This window comes from Shewanella spartinae (genome assembly GCF_019457555.1).
In the GTDB taxonomy this organism is placed as follows: Bacteria; Pseudomonadota; Gammaproteobacteria; order Enterobacterales; family Shewanellaceae; genus Shewanella; species Shewanella loihica.
Genome location: NZ_CP080418.1, coordinates 2,842,073 through 2,856,910 on the forward strand (window position 1 = coordinate 2,842,073; position 14,838 = coordinate 2,856,910).

Here is a 14,838-nt window from a genome sequence, read left to right on the forward strand (position 1 = left end):
ACATACTTGTCCACAGATTCTGTGGATAACCGTAACAATTTGTTCATTCAGATATGCCAGCCCAGCTCCTAAGAGTCAAGTACTTTTGACTGACGCGCCCCGCTTGCCAAGGCTTTAGAGAATCGCGATACTAGGCCAAAGCCTTTCGATTAAACCCTATGAAAAAATTACTCTTTATCTTCATTTTATTCTTAACGGCCTGCAGCCCAGACTCGGAAACCGTGTCGGGCGTCATGACACCTGAGCAGGTCTCATTAGGATTCTTTCGCGCTATCTATGTCGACAGAGATGTCGAGAAGGCCAAGCAGTTTGTCGATGAGCCGATGCAGAAGGTGCTGTCGCACTACTATATCGCCGCCTCGGTGCAGCGCCACGTGTTAAACCTTTCCATGCGCGACGTGACCCTGGAGATCGAAGAGATAGATATCGACTTCTTCCGCAAATTTACCAAGGATGTCACGGTGATCGTCAAGATGACGGGACTCAAGGGCGGCCAACCTTGGATAGACGATCGCACCATACGCCTGCACAAGGTTAATAAACGCTGGGTGATAGTGGAAATTTTGCCGGAGAAAGGCAACCTCAACTAAGCGCTAGTCTCTTCAAGCCCTAATCTCAACAAGCACTGGTCTCAACAACCTCTTGTCTCAACCGGAGTGGCCGATGCCAGAGTTCTAGCTTTGGAGGCCTAGCTTTAGAGACAGACCTAGCTTAGAGATCGAGCCTACACACGGGCAATAGTGTCGCCCATAAAGCGGCAAAACAATTAGCGTCACAACCACAAAAAAGAGCAGCCCTAGGGCTGCTCTTTATGTCTGAAGACTCTCACCTTAACGCACCCAGTTAGACTCGGCACCTAAGTGAAAATTCAGTTTGGATATTTCCTTAATCCAAAAACGCTTCGTCATCCATCTCAACGGGTAATGACTCAATTACTTCATCTTGTACTTGGTAATAAGCGCTTTCGTATTCACGGGCTTCCATAACGACTCCAGATTTTTGTGTAGGGTACAGGCATGCTTTTTTATTGGTGCATTTTGCCTTGGGTATAAGCTGCAACTATCTGCTAACTCATGGGCGCTAGTGTAACACTAAAAAAGTGTGACTTACAGAAAACTTTCAGTATTGTGGCCACATTTAGCAAATAAATGCCTAAAAGTGTCAATATTCAATGATCAGGGTGAAAGTCTTTCATTTTTTTACTGCTACGAAAACTAAAAAACATTTTCTTTACAATAAAACGATCTAATGACTCAAATGAGAACTGCTATCAATTAATTAATAGCGAATCGTTTGCGCAAGCAGGAGTGAGGTGATGCAATGAACACGCTGATCGAATTTGAGGCCCAAAGGCTAGCCGACCTGTTTATGCAGGGAGACACCTTATCTATCCACCTATTCATGGACTCGATGTCCATGCCCTTTGACGTACAAGAGAAACTGTTTAACGAAATTTCGGCATTAAAAAACCTGGACCACCAACAGATAGCCCAGGTCATCGAATCTCACGGTCAGTCCTTGATTCAGGAACTCTACCGCTACTAACTCTCCCCCTACAAACTAGAGGCTCATGGCTTTAATAGATCTGGCCATGAGCGCGGCTCATTAGCCCTTAAAGCCTATTCTGATTCTGCTTGGCGCTGACGATAGCGCAGCACCTTCAACGCCTTGTCGGGATCTTTATCTAGAAACACCTCGGGATTAGCCAGCTGCTCGACAAACTCCAGCGTCGGACTCTGCTCTGCCACCTGCTGTTTAAGAAAATCGATACCAAGCTCGGGCGCGTTGAGACAGAGCAGGACTTCGCCTTGCGGTGCCAACAGTTGAGGCAGACGGCGCAGCAGGCGCGCATAATCCTTAGTCGCCACGAAGCTGCCCCGCTGATTACTCGGCGGATCGGCGATGATGAGATCATAAGGCCCCATCTTGGTTAGCTTGCCCCAAGACTTGAAGATGTCGTGCCCTAGGAAGCGTGCACCATGGGGGAACTCGTTGAGCAGATGGTTCTGTTTGCCTATGGCTAACGCCCCCTTGCTCATGTCGATATTGACCACCTGATCCGCACCGCCCTGCAGCGCCATCACAGAGAAGCCGCAGGTATAGGCAAACAGGTTGAGCACATTGGCCTGGGCAGCATTAGCCTTTACCCAGGCGCGCCCGGCGCGCATATCGAGAAACAGGCCATGGTTTTGCCCGCGCAGCAGATGGATCTGAAAACGCGCCCCGTTTTCACTCACCAGATGTGGCTCGGGCACCTCACCATATAGCAGATGGGTCTGGGTCTGCCCAGCGCATCTGTGCTGGAATACGAGGTTAAAGCCCTGCTCTCCCTGCTCTTCTCTCCAACGCGCCTGAATCACCTGAGTCAACTCCTCAAGCGCCGCCTCATCGATCTCTTTGAAACTGGTGAGCAGGAGCACAGGGGGAAACCAGTCGAGACACAGATGCTCGGCGCCCTCATAACGACCACCACGGCCATGGAACAGCCGCTCGGCCTCATCAGAGAATTGCACCTGCTGTATTGCTTGCTTAAATGACTCCATCTAACGCTATTTACCTATTACTTTATGCTTTAACTAATGCTATTTGCATTATCGAATAATGAACTACTTTTCCGCGTCGGCTTGTTCGCTGGCGTCTGTTTGCTTGCTGGCCTTGCCACTTACCTGAGCATCGGCGTTAACCTGTACCTCAGCGTTAACCTGTACCTTGGCATTAACCTGTGCATCGGCGTTAACCAGGGTCTCATCGACGCGATCGGCCAGTAAGATGGCCAGCCAACCACCACTCTGACTCGACTCCAGCGCTATCTTGACGATCATGGTCAGCGGCACAGAGAGCAACATGCCCACAGAGCCCAAGAGCCAGCCCCAGAAGATCAAGGAGAGGAACACCACCAGGGTCGAGAGTCCCAGGCCGCGCCCCATATATTTGGGCTCGACGATGTTGCCCATCACGGTATTGGTCGCCAGATAGAGCAGCGCCGTGCCCCCCGCCCCCGCAGGGCCCAGTTGAATAAAGGCCAGTAGCACAGGCGGAATCGCGGCGATGATAGAGCCTATGTTGGGAATATAGTTAAACAGGAAGGCGACAACGGCCCAGAGCAAGGCATAATCGACACCCATCAGCGCCAGGCCTGTTCCAACCACCACGCCGGTCCCCACACTCACCAGTGTCTTGATCACCATGTACTGGTTAACCGACTGCAGGAACTTGTCTATCTGCTTGATGCGCATGTCAGGATCGTCCAGCGCGAAATGCAGCTTCTTGGGTAAGTCCTGAGCCTCAAACAACATAAACACTACGGTCAGAATGATCAGAAACAGGTTAGCCATCACGCCACCGACACTGGACAACATGTTGGTGGTCATCGACAGCGCAATACCCGGGTCGAAATAGGCCAAGATCTGCTCCTTGGAGACCTCGATATTCAGCGCCTGTAACTTGGTCAATACCCAGGAAAACTGCTCCACCAGCTGATCCCTATAAAGGGGCAACTGACGGGAAAATTCGTTGATTGAGCTCCCCACCAAGGAGGCCAGCCAGAGCCCCATCAGCACGATAAATACCATCATGATGGCCACCGCCAATGCGCGGGGCAGCTTAAGGCGGGTCATGCCATTGATTGCCGGGTTGCAGATCACCGCAATAAAGGCCGACAGCACAAAGGGAACCACGATAGGGCTGGCGGCTTTTATCCCTGCCAGAATCACGACGATAAACGCCATGATGGCAAAGCCTTTAAACGCGACCCCCTGATTATCAAATCGAGTCATCTAAATAAAGTCCTTCTGAATTACCCATAATATTGATAGGCTTAACTTAAATCTTACACAAGAAAAATTACGATCATGAAACCAGAAATCGCCATCATTCGAATTAAAAATCTTCGTCTTCGCACTTACATTGGCATCAAGGAAGATGAGATCAACAACAAACAGGACGTCACCATCAACGCAGAAATCCATTACTGCGCCGCTAAGGCCCGTAACAGCGACAACATGCAAGACGCCCTGAATTATCGCACGATAACGAAAAAAATCATTGCTTTAGTTGAAAACAATCGCTTCTCACTGCTCGAACACCTCACGGATCAGGTATTAAGCATTGCCAGCGATCATGAATGGGTCGATTTCGCCTCGGTCGAGATAGACAAGCCCCATGCCCTGAGATTTGCCGATTCGGTCTCGATGCAGCTCTGCTACAAGAAGGGCTAAGCCTCACCCATTCCCTAAGCGCCTGCCACCTAAAAGTGATCCGAATCCCTCGCTATGGTGTATATTTTTGATATCCCCTAAAAAATTGGAGTCGGCATGCGGATTTTGATCACCGGCGGAACCGGATTCATAGGCAAGGCCTTGGTGAAGGCCTTGGAAGGCGAACATCAACTCACCTTGCTCACCCGCTCGGCCGGCAAGGCCCACCTCACCCTTGGTAACCAACACAAGTTACTGGGTAACCTTGGCGCCCTAGCCAATCTCGACGGCTTCGATGCCGTCATCAACCTAGCAGGTGAACCCATTGCCGATAAGCGCTGGAGCCTGGAGGTAAAGCAGAAGATCTGCGACAGTCGTTGGGATACCACAGCGCGTCTGGCCAAACTCTTCGAGGCCAGCAAGACGCCGCCTAAGGTCTTCATCAGCGGCTCTGCCATCGGCATCTATGGCGATCATGACAAGCAGGTGCACCTGGATGAGAGTTTCGATCTCGCCCACTTCAAAGACACAGGCAAAGAGGAGAAATTCCCCCATAGCGTCTGCGCCAAGTGGGAAGAGTTAGCCCTGCAGTGCCAAGGGCTGACCCGGGTCTGTGTGATTCGTATTGGCCTGGTGCTAGGTTTAAACGGCGGCGCACTGAAGAAGATGTTGCTGCCCTTTAAACTGGGCGCTGGCGGCGTGGTGGGCTCTGGCAAACAGGGGATGAGCTGGATCCACAGAGAAGATCTTATCGCCATCATACTGTTTCTGTTAAATAACGAGCAGTGCCAGGGGATCTATAACGCCACCGCCCCTAACCCGGTCAGTAATCGCGAATTTACCAACTCTTTGGGCACCGCACTGAGCCGCCCCACCCTGCTGCCCATGCCCGCCTCTGTCCTAAGCCTAGCACTTGGCGAGATGTCCCAGCTATTACTTGAAGGCCAATATGTCTACCCTGATCGGCTAACCCAAGCGGGCTTTAGTTTTCATTACACCCATCTGGATGACGCTCTGACAAATCTATTTGGCGCCTCCACAAGCTAAAGTCTTACCCCTCGAGCCTAAAAGGCTTAAACCTTGAGCCTTGAACCTTGAGCCTTGAACTAGCGGCGCGCTAACCAATCGCACCGCTCTCCTCTTTTCCTTCCCGTTAGCCTTGCAAGAGTTGTCGACAGGACTTCTGCAATAGCTGTCGACAACGCCAGGTGCCCAGCAGGGCGACGATGGCCGAGCCGGCAAGCGGCGCCAACAGCCACCAGTCCCAATGCATATAGACCACCAGCTCAAACACCTGGGTCTTCAGCAGGTAGATGGTGAATTCGGCGACTATGGCGGCAAGCAGGCCGGCGATAAGCCCTAGCAGGGCAAACTCCAGTGCGGTGGCCATGCGCAGCAACCAGCCAGAGGCGCCGAATGTGCGCAGTACCGCCAGCTCGCGCTGACGTGTCGCCATCCCCGCCTCGGTCTGCGCTATCATCACCAGGCTGCTGGCCAGCAGAACCAGTACCAGCACCAGGGTCAGCGACAGGGATACCTGATCGATAATCTGCCTAAGCTGCTTCACCATGGCGCCGACATCTATGATGGATACCGTGGGAAAGTGTTTGATCAACTCGATCACCATGGGTCGCTTGCTGTCGTCCAGATAGAAGCTGGCCATTGAGGTATAGGCAAAGGGCACCAGGGCGTCGGGGTGGAAGATCATGAAGAAGTTTGGCTGCATCGTCTCCCAGTGTACGGCGCGAATGCTGGCCACCTTAACGGTCAGCGGCTGGTTATCTATCACATAGCTCAGCTCATCCCCAAGCCCGATACCGAGACGCTCGGCCACGCCGGACTCCACCGACACCTCATCGGCCTTTTGGTTAAAGTGACCCGACACCAGCTCGTTATTAGGCGGCAGAGAGGTCCGCCAGGTCAGATTCAGCTCGCGGGAAATCCCCACTCGGCCTTGGGCCCCCTCATCTGCCTGCTCTGCAGAGATCAACTTCTCGCCATTGATCGCCACCAGACGGCCGCGGATCACAGGATAGATATCGGTTGCCTTGACGCGATTGTCACTAAAATAAGCCTCCAGCGGCGCCTGCTCCTCGGGCGCTATGTTCACCAGGAAATAGTTGGGCGACTGCTCGGGCAGCTGTTTATGCCACTCATCGAGCAGGTCTTGCCTAAGCGCTATGATGGTCAGCAGCAACACCAGGGCGCTGCTAAAGCCCACCAGTTGCACCGCGTTTTGCCTAGCGCGGCGTCTCAGTCCCGCCAAGGCCAGCTGCATCGGATTGGTGGTCTTCATGCCTACGCTGTGACCAGCGCGGATCAATAAAAAACCAAACAGACTCAGCAAGACGCCGAGCAGCATCACGGCCGCAACCACAGTCAAGGTAAGTACCAGACTCTGTGAGTAAAGATACCCAAGCAGTGCCATCGCCGATAGGCTAAGCACCAGGTGCAGCCACATCCCCAGCTGGATCCCCTCCAGCTGGCGCTGCAACACCCTAAGGGGCGGAATGGCCAACAACCTCATCAGCGGATAAGCCGAGAACATGAAGGCCGAGATAAGCCCAGTGGCGACCCCTAAGGCGATAGGCCTAAATAGCGGCGGCGAGTACGCCGAGATCGAGGCAGGCAAATAGGCGCTGATCAACGTATCAAGTAGGAAACCGCCGATGAGCCCCAACGCGATACCCGCAAGAGTTACTAATAGTAGATGCAGGCCAAAGAGAATACGAATCTGACGGCTGGAAGCGCCGAAGGTCTTGAGCATGGCCACCACGTCGAAATGGCGCTGGCAGTAACGCTGGGCGGCTATCCCAATGGCGGCGCAGGCAAGTGCTATCCCCAGCAAGCTGGCAAGCAGCAAGAAGCGCTCGGCCCGTTTGACCGCGCCGGCGATGGGCGAATCCCCCGACTGCACATCGACCCAGCGCTGACTGTTGTTGAGCAGCGGTTTAACTTCGGCCTCGAAGGCCTTGAGCAGGTCAGCCTCTCCAGCGAACTGATGGATATAGCTCACCCGACTGCCAGGTTGAATCACCCCAGTCTTGGGCACATCTTGCAGACGCATCAGCACCACGGGAGATGAGGCGAAGGGGTTAAAGCCCGCATCGGGCAGCCTAGCTATCTCGGCGCTCAGGCTGAAGTTGGCATTACCTAGCTCAAGTTGCTTAGGGTATCCCAAGATCCCACCCAGGCGGGTCTCGTACCAGAGCTGATCCGCCTTGGGCAGCTTATCGGTCGGGCCATCGCTCAGTTCTATCACGCCTTTTAAGGGGTAACCGTCGCCAACCGCCCTTACCGTCACCAGCTGAAAGGCGTCTCTTGCGTAAGCCATGGAGTTAAACTGCATGCTGGCAACGTGTCTGAGCCCCAGTGCGTCGGCCTTGGCTAATATCTTTTCGTCCAGCGGAACCGGCGAGTTAATGATGCGATCGGCGGCGATAAACTTAGAGGCCTGACCGTTAATGGCAAGCTGCAGGCGCTCGCTCACCCGCGCAAGACCAGATACCGACAATACAGCCAGGGTGATCGCCAAAATGATGAGTAACAGCTGCCCCTGTAGCAGCTCTCGTTTAAACAACTTCCATGCGATGCGAGACTCCATTAACTCGCCTCCGCCGCGCTCGAACGGGCCATCTCTTGCTCGCCGCTGTTGTCAGTTTCGCTCATCACCTCACTCAACTGCCCCGCCTGCATGTTCAGGCGGCGCTGACAACGATTGGCTAGCTGGAGATCATGGGTCACCAGCACCAAGGTGGTGTCACTCTCGCGGTTGAGCTCAAACAGCATGTCCGCCACCCTGTCGCTGTTGGCCCCATCCAGGTTTCCCGTCGGCTCGTCGGCAAACAGCACCTTAGGCTCACAGATGAAGGCCCTGGCGATGGCAACACGCTGCTGCTCGCCGCCCGACAGCTGGTTGGGGAAATGGTTGAGTCTGTGGCTTAGGCCTACACGCTCGAGCATCTGCTGCGCCTTCTGCTTGGCGTTACTGATCCCCGACAGCTCGGCCGGTAGCATGACGTTCTCCAGGGCGTTGAGGGTATCGACCAGCATGAAAGACTGAAAGATAAAGCTGACTTTCTGTTTACGCAGTGCGGCCTTGCCTTCCTCATCCAAACCATTGAGTGTCACGCCATCGAGGACTATCTCCCCCTTGGTGGGCGAATCAAGCGCCGCCAGCAGTCCGAGCAGGGTCGACTTGCCCGAGCCAGAGGGGCCAAGAATCGCCACACTCTCCCCCGACTTGACATCCAGATTGATGCCATTGAGGATAGTAAGCTCTCCCTCTTGGGTAGTTACCGATTTATAGAGATCACTGACCTTGATAGCACTATTTTCTAACATAAATTCCTTCTCGCTTCGTCGCTTAAGCCGATTGGTGCAAGCCGCTTGCCTGCTTGTCTTCTTGATCCCCCAGGCCCATGCTAACCCGATATTGATCTTAGGTGATAGCCTAAGCGCAAGCTACGGCATGGAACAAGACAAGGGCTGGGTGCATCTTTTGCAGCAACAATCCCCCGGTGTCACCATCATCAATGGATCTGTGAGCGGTGAGACTTCGGCCGGCGGTCTGCGCCGACTGCCCGCCCTGCTTGACTCGACCAAGGCCAAGCGAGTCTTTATCGAGCTCGGCGGCAACGATGGCCTGCGCGGATTTTCGCCTAAGCAATTGAAAAATAATCTTACAAAAATGATACTGCTCGCCAAGGACTCAGGCGCCGAGGTGCTGCTCAGCGAGGTAATGGTGCCTCCCAACTATGGTCCGCGCTACGCCAAACAATTTACCCAGGTCTATCAGGAGCTATCGAGCGAGCAAGGGGTCACCTTAGTGCCCTTCTTCATGACAGAGATAGCCATTCATCCCCAGCTGATGCAGGCCGACGGCATACACCCCAACGAAGAGGCACAGCCACAGATCGTCAGCTTTATCCGCCCCTGGCTTATCGATACGCAGCAATCGAGTAAATAGGATCACCTGAGGCACGCATTTGGGCAGCCTATCCCGGTATGCACACCTGTTTGCCCGAGTGATTTATTCTTACGCCAAGTGCTGACAGCTCCCCCTAATTGTACACTTGGCCTTCCCTTCCTGTTTTGCACCAACCTGCGCCCAGATATCTCCCCAAGCCTTGCTTGCTCCAATCCATGCTTGCTCAAGCCCTTTCTTGCTCAAATCCCTGCTTGATCAAGCCCGTGCTAAGTCCCCTTCTGCCTATCGGTGGCTCGCCACAAATTGCCGCAAATGGCTTATAGCCTATATCCAGCCCTACCCGCTAAGCCCCAAGCCCCAAGCCCCAAGCCCCAAGCCCCAAGCAACAGCCCCAAAACAACGGTCCCAAACAACGGCCCCAAGGCTAACGGTTTAGGCTCCCTATCAGGCTTGAATGCTAAAATCAACTCATCCTACCAGTTTGGTGTGGCAAATTTTACCGTTTGATAAATTACACACCTCACTGTTTTCCCTCAATTTTATCTCAAACACCTGTTTAATAAATGTACTAAGCCACTGATTGTTACGGATGTTAATGATTTGTTGGCCAGATTTCACATTGCTTATCTAGTACGCCAGTGCAATCTAGAGTGGGAATAATAAAAATAAGTAGGAGATACTATGTTCAACAAGATGCCTTCGTGGCTGCTCCCAAGTCTAGTGGCCAGTGCAGTGGCCCTCTCCATCACCGCCTGTTCCTCTGATGATGAAGATACCCCTCAAGTAGAAACACCACCTGTTACCACCACACCAACGGATCCCGGCCCAAGCTTTCCGGTCGGCGCCATCATCATCGAAGATGGCGAGAACCTGACCACCCGCATTCAGGAAGCCTTGATCAACGCACAGAGCAATGATGTGATTGTGCTGCCTAAGGGACACTTTAAGATAGAGTCGACCCTGCTGTTTGACGGCGACGTAGACGGTGATGGTGCTTACGCCAAGAACATCACCATCATGGGCTACGGCATGGAAGAGACTGTGCTGGACTTCTCCGAGTCGATCACCGGCGATGGTATCTTCGTGCAGAACGCCGTTAACATCACTATCCAGGATCTGTCGGTCAATGAGGCCAAGAACAACGGCATCAAGCTGAAAAACACCAACGGCATCATCTTGAGACGCCTGGCCACCGTATGGGAAGGTGCGCTGGATGAAGATAACGGCGCCTACGGCCTCTATCCGGTGGAGTGTGAAAACATCCTCATCGAAGACACCTATGTGCGCGGCAGCGCCGATGCCGGTATCTATGTGGGTCAGTCTGAGTACATAGTGGTTCGCCGTAACATCGCCAAGGAAAACGTAGCCGGTATCGAGATTGAAAACTCTAAATACGCCGACGTCTACGACAATGAAGCCATGGGCAACACGGGCGGCATCCTAGTATTCGATCTGCCGATCAACAACCACAGATATGGCTCCAGCGTGCGTATCTTCAACAACAAGGTGTATAACAACAACACCCCTAACTTCGCCAACGCCTCCTCTAACCCTGCCGGGGTACATATCGTGCCGCCGGGCACTGGGGTGATCATCCTCTCCACTAACGATGTCGAGATCTTCAACAACGAGATCACCGGCCACGACACCTTAGGGGTGACCGTATCCAGCTTCTTCATCGCCGAGCCGGATATGACCAGCTTTGTGGGCAACTATGGCCAGCCGGGCCAACCCATAGAAGATGGCTGGCGCCCGACACCACGCAACATCTATCTGCATGACAACGTCATCACAGACTATGGCAAGAAGCCTAATGGCTATCTGATCGAAGATATCATCAAGGCCTACCTGCTGAGCCACGGCGCCTTCCCGGGGATCCTCTACGATGGCCTGGGCGAAATGCTCTCCAACAACGGCACCGCCGCCTATCTGGGGCTTAAGGAGTTGCCTTTTGCCGATGATGGCAGCGACAACATCTGTGCCCGCGATAACGGCGATGTCTCCTTCGGTCGTCTCTATGCCAACAGCAACACAGATATCAGCATCGCCGACGTCCTCTATGAGAAGACCCAGGATAAGATCATGAACTGTGCCCAGGTCAGTTTGCCTGTACATACTGTCACCTTTGGCGATCAGATCTTCGGCTGCGGCGTGGATGACGATGTCGAGGGCTGTGACGGCGGTAACCTGGTCGGTGGTGGCGGCACCATAGGCGAAGGTGAAGGTGGTCTGGTGGGCGATGGTGACCTTAGCCTGTGTAGCACCACCACCCCGGGCGTAAATTGGGATGCCCTGCAGGGCGCCAACTGCCCTAACCTCTCAGACTATCAGCTGTTTGCCGATACTAAGGATCCGAGCACTGGGGCGAACTCAGGCGGCATTCCTTACGATCTCAACACTCAGCTGTTTACCGACTATGCCAGCAAGTATCGCTTCGTCTTCGTGCCAGAGGGCAAGGTGGCCAACTACTCGGCCAACGAGAGCATGGACTTCCCCGTCGGTACTGTGATCACTAAGACCTTCGCCCTGCCAAGCGACACCAGCAAGCGCGGCGTGGCCAACGAGACACTGGTCGAGACCCGACTGTTGATTAAACGCGCCACAGGTTGGTCGGCCCTGCCCTATGTGTTTAACGCAGAGCAGACAGATGCCGTGCTGGCCAAGGCCGGTGCCATCCAGGCCAAGCAGGTGGTTCACAATGGTAAGACGCTGGACTTCGACTATGTGGTCCCCAGCATGAACCAGTGTAAGCAGTGTCACCAGTTCAAGAGTGACGATGCCAGTAACGCGGTATTCGTGCCCATTGGCCCTAAGGCGCGTCATCTGAACAAGGACTACGCCTACAGCGACGGCACCATGAACCAGCTGATGAAGTGGCAGGCCGCCGGTATCTTGCAGGACGTGCCAGACACGGCAAGCATCCCTACAGTCCCCGCCTTCCACGATGGCGACGAGGCTAAGGTGGCTGCCATGACAGATGCCGAGCTGATGCAAACCGCCAAGGGCTACCTGGATATCAACTGCGCCCACTGTCACCGCCCAGAAGGCAACGCCTCTAACACTGGCCTGAAACTGGAGTACTGGCGCACCTACGAGGAGGATAGCGGCTATTCTCACGGTACCTGTAAGTCGCCAATCGCCTATGGCGGTGGCTCGCTGAGCTACGATGTGGTGCCTGGCTCGAGCGAGACCTCTATCCTGCACTTCCGCATGGATAGCACGACACCTGGCGATCGCATGCCAGAGATAGGTCGCAGCCTGTCCCACACCGAAGGCACGGCCTTGATTGCCGAGTGGATCAAGCGATTACCGCTGGCCACTTGCTCTCAATAATCCCAACCCAAGGGCCGCCATCTGGCGGCCCTTTTTCTCACGAGCCGAAACTATGTTAACCAGCCCAGTAAAAGGTTTGCTGCCGCTTTCGAGCCCAGTTTTATTAGCTCTCTTGCTGCTATGCCTCACGGCCTGCGGCGGCAGCGATGACTCCTCGACCAATCAAACAGGCACAGACACCAACCAGCCTGGCACGCCTGTGACCCCGCCGGCGGGCGGAACAGATCCCTCTACGGATATATGCGATAGCCAGGAGGGGGAGATCAACTGGCAGGCGCTGATGGAGCAAGATTGTCAGCTTCTGTCCCAATATCGGCTATTTCAGCAGCCTGATAAACCAACCACAGCTCCTAATGGCCCAAGTTTTAGCTACGAACTCTCCAGCCAGCTGTTTACCGACTACGCCCATAAATACCGTTTCATCTTCCTGCCCGATGGCAGCCAGATCGACTATCACCCGAGCGATACTTTCGACCTGCCGGTAGGCGCCGTGCTGGTTAAGACCTTTGCCCTGCCGAGCGACACCCAGCTCACAGGGGAAGCCTACGAGACCCTGGTCGAAACCCGTCTGCTTATCCACCGCGAGAGCGGCTGGACGGCGCTGCCCTATCTCTGGCAAGGCGGCGAGGCGCGGCTCGCCGTTGCCGGTGCCAATCAGGCCCACAGCCTGACGCGTCAGGGCGAACAGCTCGAATTCACCTACCATGTGCCCAGCCGGGCAGAATGTAAGGTGTGCCATCAACGCGCTGGTGACAATGGCGCCCAGATCTATCCCATAGGCCTCAAGCCCTACCTGCTAAACCATGAAGTTTTAGTCGATAATCAGACGGTGAATCAGCTCGAACATTGGCGCGACCAGGGACGCTTAAACGGCCTACCGGCGGGCGGCGCCCCAGATTCGGCGCCTGCAATCACAGATGAGAGCGTCGAACTGACCATTAGAGCCAAGGGATATTTGGATATCAACTGCGCCCACTGTCACAGGGCCGAAGGCTTTGCCAGCATCTCGGGCCTGCGCCTGGGTTTCTATGTGGATCACACCAGCTATCAATATGGGATCTGTAAGCAGCCACCTGGCTGGGACGGCGGCGAGAAGGGCCTCTCCTACGACATCATCCCCGGCGATGGTGAGCACTCCATCTTGCTCTATCGCCAGATGCTCGATGCCCCCAAAGATCGTATGCCGCCCATAGGCAGAAGCCTAAGCCATGTGGAGGCATTGACCGTGCTGCAAAGCTGGATAGATGGCCTGTCGCCCAGTTTAGGCAACTGCCAGCATGCAGGCTAGATCTTGCGAATAAACTGGCCTGGCGGCAAGCCAAGCCAGTGTTTGAAGCTCTGACGGAAATGGCTCACATCGCCGAAGCCCATGATGTCGGCGATATCCACTATGCTCTTGTCGCCCTGAACGATGAGGCCGATAGCCGTCTGGCAGCGCACCTGATCCACCAGCTTCTGATAGCTGGTGCCGGCACTCGCCAGGTGTCGTCTCAGGGTACGATCACTCATGTTGAGTCTCAGCGCCATCGACTCCAGCTTAGGGTTATTAGGAAAATCCTGGTTTAGGATGGCCAATACCTTCTCGATCAAGGAGGTGTCATGCAGAGCCTGCTCATCAAGTTGCAGCAGAGAGAAGTCATACACAACAGGCAGCGAGAGCATTTCATGGGAGATGGCCCACTCGAAGAACTCGCCGTCGAAATCAACGTCGGCCTGGCAGAACGCCGCCAGGAACTCACTGTCGTGAACCGGGGTGGGCAGCAGCACCCGCTCGAGTGTCACCATCTGGCCCGTGAGCTGACGCGCCAGGGCTAACATGGAGCAGACGCTGTTTTGAAACTGCAGGCTGAAATAGGGCGCCGAGATCTTCGCCGTATTGAGCCAGCGAAAATAGAGGCTTCGCTCGCCATGGCTCACCAGGGTATCGGAGACGCTGCCCACCAGCTCGGGATGGGCGATAACAAACTCAAGGCATTCACCTAAGGTCTGACACTTGGCCAGATAGGGCCAGATAAGCGCCAGCTCTTCCACCCTGTAGGTCTCGCCGAGCCGCGCGCCTATCTGAGGGTCATCGGCTAAGTTCCCCAAAAACGCCATGGCGTAATCCACCTGCCAGACATAGACAAAGTTTAACTTGGCCAGCTCGTTTAGCCCCAGGCCTATCTCCTGACACAGCTGCTCGGCATGATGCTCGCCGTAACGCTCGGCTAGGAAATGAACCAGACTTCTCAGTTCATAGGCGGGATAAGATTGATCGCCAACTTTTAATGTCGCCTGATAGCGGGTATTACTCGTCATCTCATCATTACAACATCCAAGGATAATAGTATTTTGTATAAGATTTTAGGGGCGAGTAAAAGCCCAGTAGGGATAAAAAGT

12 protein-coding genes are annotated in these 14,838 nt (G+C 54.3%); 7 read left to right on the top strand and 5 right to left on the bottom strand.

Annotated features, from left to right (window positions below):
* Positions 1–158: 158 nt before the first annotated feature.
* Both K0I31_RS12505 and K0I31_RS12510 read left to right on the top strand, forming a co-directional pair.
* Positions 159–590, top strand: coding sequence for a hypothetical protein (locus K0I31_RS12505; protein ID WP_011866192.1), 432 nt, complete (start codon positions 159–161; stop codon positions 588–590).
* A gap of 730 nt (positions 591–1,320) precedes the next feature.
* The gene (locus tag K0I31_RS12510; RefSeq protein ID WP_220078596.1) at positions 1,321–1,545 is read left to right on the top strand and encodes a hypothetical protein; all 225 of its coding nucleotides are present in this window, start codon (positions 1,321–1,323) and stop codon (positions 1,543–1,545) included.
* A 74-nt stretch (positions 1,546–1,619) separates the two neighbouring features.
* Here K0I31_RS12510 and K0I31_RS12515 read toward each other — a convergent pair whose 3' ends face one another.
* Positions 1,620–2,543, bottom strand: a complete 924-nt coding sequence (locus K0I31_RS12515) for a class I SAM-dependent methyltransferase (RefSeq protein ID WP_220078597.1) — start codon at positions 2,541–2,543, stop codon at positions 1,620–1,622.
* A gap of 63 nt (positions 2,544–2,606) precedes the next feature.
* Positions 2,607–3,776, bottom strand: coding sequence for an AI-2E family transporter (locus K0I31_RS12520; RefSeq protein ID WP_220078598.1), 1,170 nt, complete (start codon positions 3,774–3,776; stop codon positions 2,607–2,609).
* Between the two features lie 75 nt (positions 3,777–3,851).
* Here K0I31_RS12520 and folX point away from each other — a divergent pair, with 75 nt between their 5' ends.
* The gene (folX, locus tag K0I31_RS12525) at positions 3,852–4,217 is read left to right on the top strand and encodes a dihydroneopterin triphosphate 2'-epimerase (protein ID WP_220078599.1); all 366 of its coding nucleotides are present in this window, start codon (positions 3,852–3,854) and stop codon (positions 4,215–4,217) included.
* Positions 4,218–4,313: 96 nt separating this feature from the next.
* Positions 4,314–5,243 (top strand): TIGR01777 family oxidoreductase, encoded by a 930-nt coding sequence (locus K0I31_RS12530; protein ID WP_220078600.1) that lies wholly within the window; start codon positions 4,314–4,316, stop codon positions 5,241–5,243.
* Positions 5,244–5,349: 106 nt separating this feature from the next.
* Here K0I31_RS12530 and K0I31_RS12535 read toward each other — a convergent pair whose 3' ends face one another.
* Together K0I31_RS12535 and K0I31_RS12540 are read right to left on the bottom strand one after the other, a co-directional pair.
* A complete protein-coding gene (locus K0I31_RS12535) occupies positions 5,350–7,800 on the bottom strand; it encodes an ABC transporter permease (protein WP_220078601.1) in 2,451 nt (816 codons plus the stop codon).
* Positions 7,800–8,540 (bottom strand): ABC transporter ATP-binding protein, encoded by a 741-nt coding sequence (locus K0I31_RS12540; protein ID WP_011866199.1) that lies wholly within the window; start codon positions 8,538–8,540, stop codon positions 7,800–7,802. The genes K0I31_RS12535 and K0I31_RS12540 overlap by 1 nt, the downstream gene beginning before the upstream one ends.
* A 34-nt stretch (positions 8,541–8,574) precedes the next feature.
* On the opposite strand from K0I31_RS12540, the gene K0I31_RS12545 reads away from it, so the two are divergent.
* The 3 genes from K0I31_RS12545 to K0I31_RS12555 all read left to right on the top strand — a co-directional run bounded on the left by K0I31_RS12545 (position 8,575) and on the right by K0I31_RS12555 (position 13,747).
* The gene (locus K0I31_RS12545) at positions 8,575–9,165 is read left to right on the top strand and encodes an arylesterase (RefSeq protein WP_258406491.1); all 591 of its coding nucleotides are present in this window, start codon (positions 8,575–8,577) and stop codon (positions 9,163–9,165) included.
* Positions 9,166–9,807: 642 nt separating this feature from the next.
* Positions 9,808–12,459 (top strand): parallel beta-helix domain-containing protein, encoded by a 2,652-nt coding sequence (locus K0I31_RS12550; protein WP_220078602.1) that lies wholly within the window; start codon positions 9,808–9,810, stop codon positions 12,457–12,459.
* A 52-nt stretch (positions 12,460–12,511) separates the two neighbouring features.
* A complete protein-coding gene (locus K0I31_RS12555) occupies positions 12,512–13,747 on the top strand; it encodes an SO2930 family diheme c-type cytochrome (protein WP_220078603.1) in 1,236 nt (411 codons plus the stop codon).
* On the opposite strand, the gene K0I31_RS12560 is transcribed toward K0I31_RS12555, so the two are convergent.
* Entirely contained in the window at positions 13,744–14,757 is a 1,014-nt protein-coding gene (locus tag K0I31_RS12560; protein ID WP_220078604.1) for a helix-turn-helix transcriptional regulator, read from the bottom strand. The genes K0I31_RS12555 and K0I31_RS12560 overlap by 4 nt on opposite strands.
* Positions 14,758–14,838 lie beyond the last annotated feature (81 nt).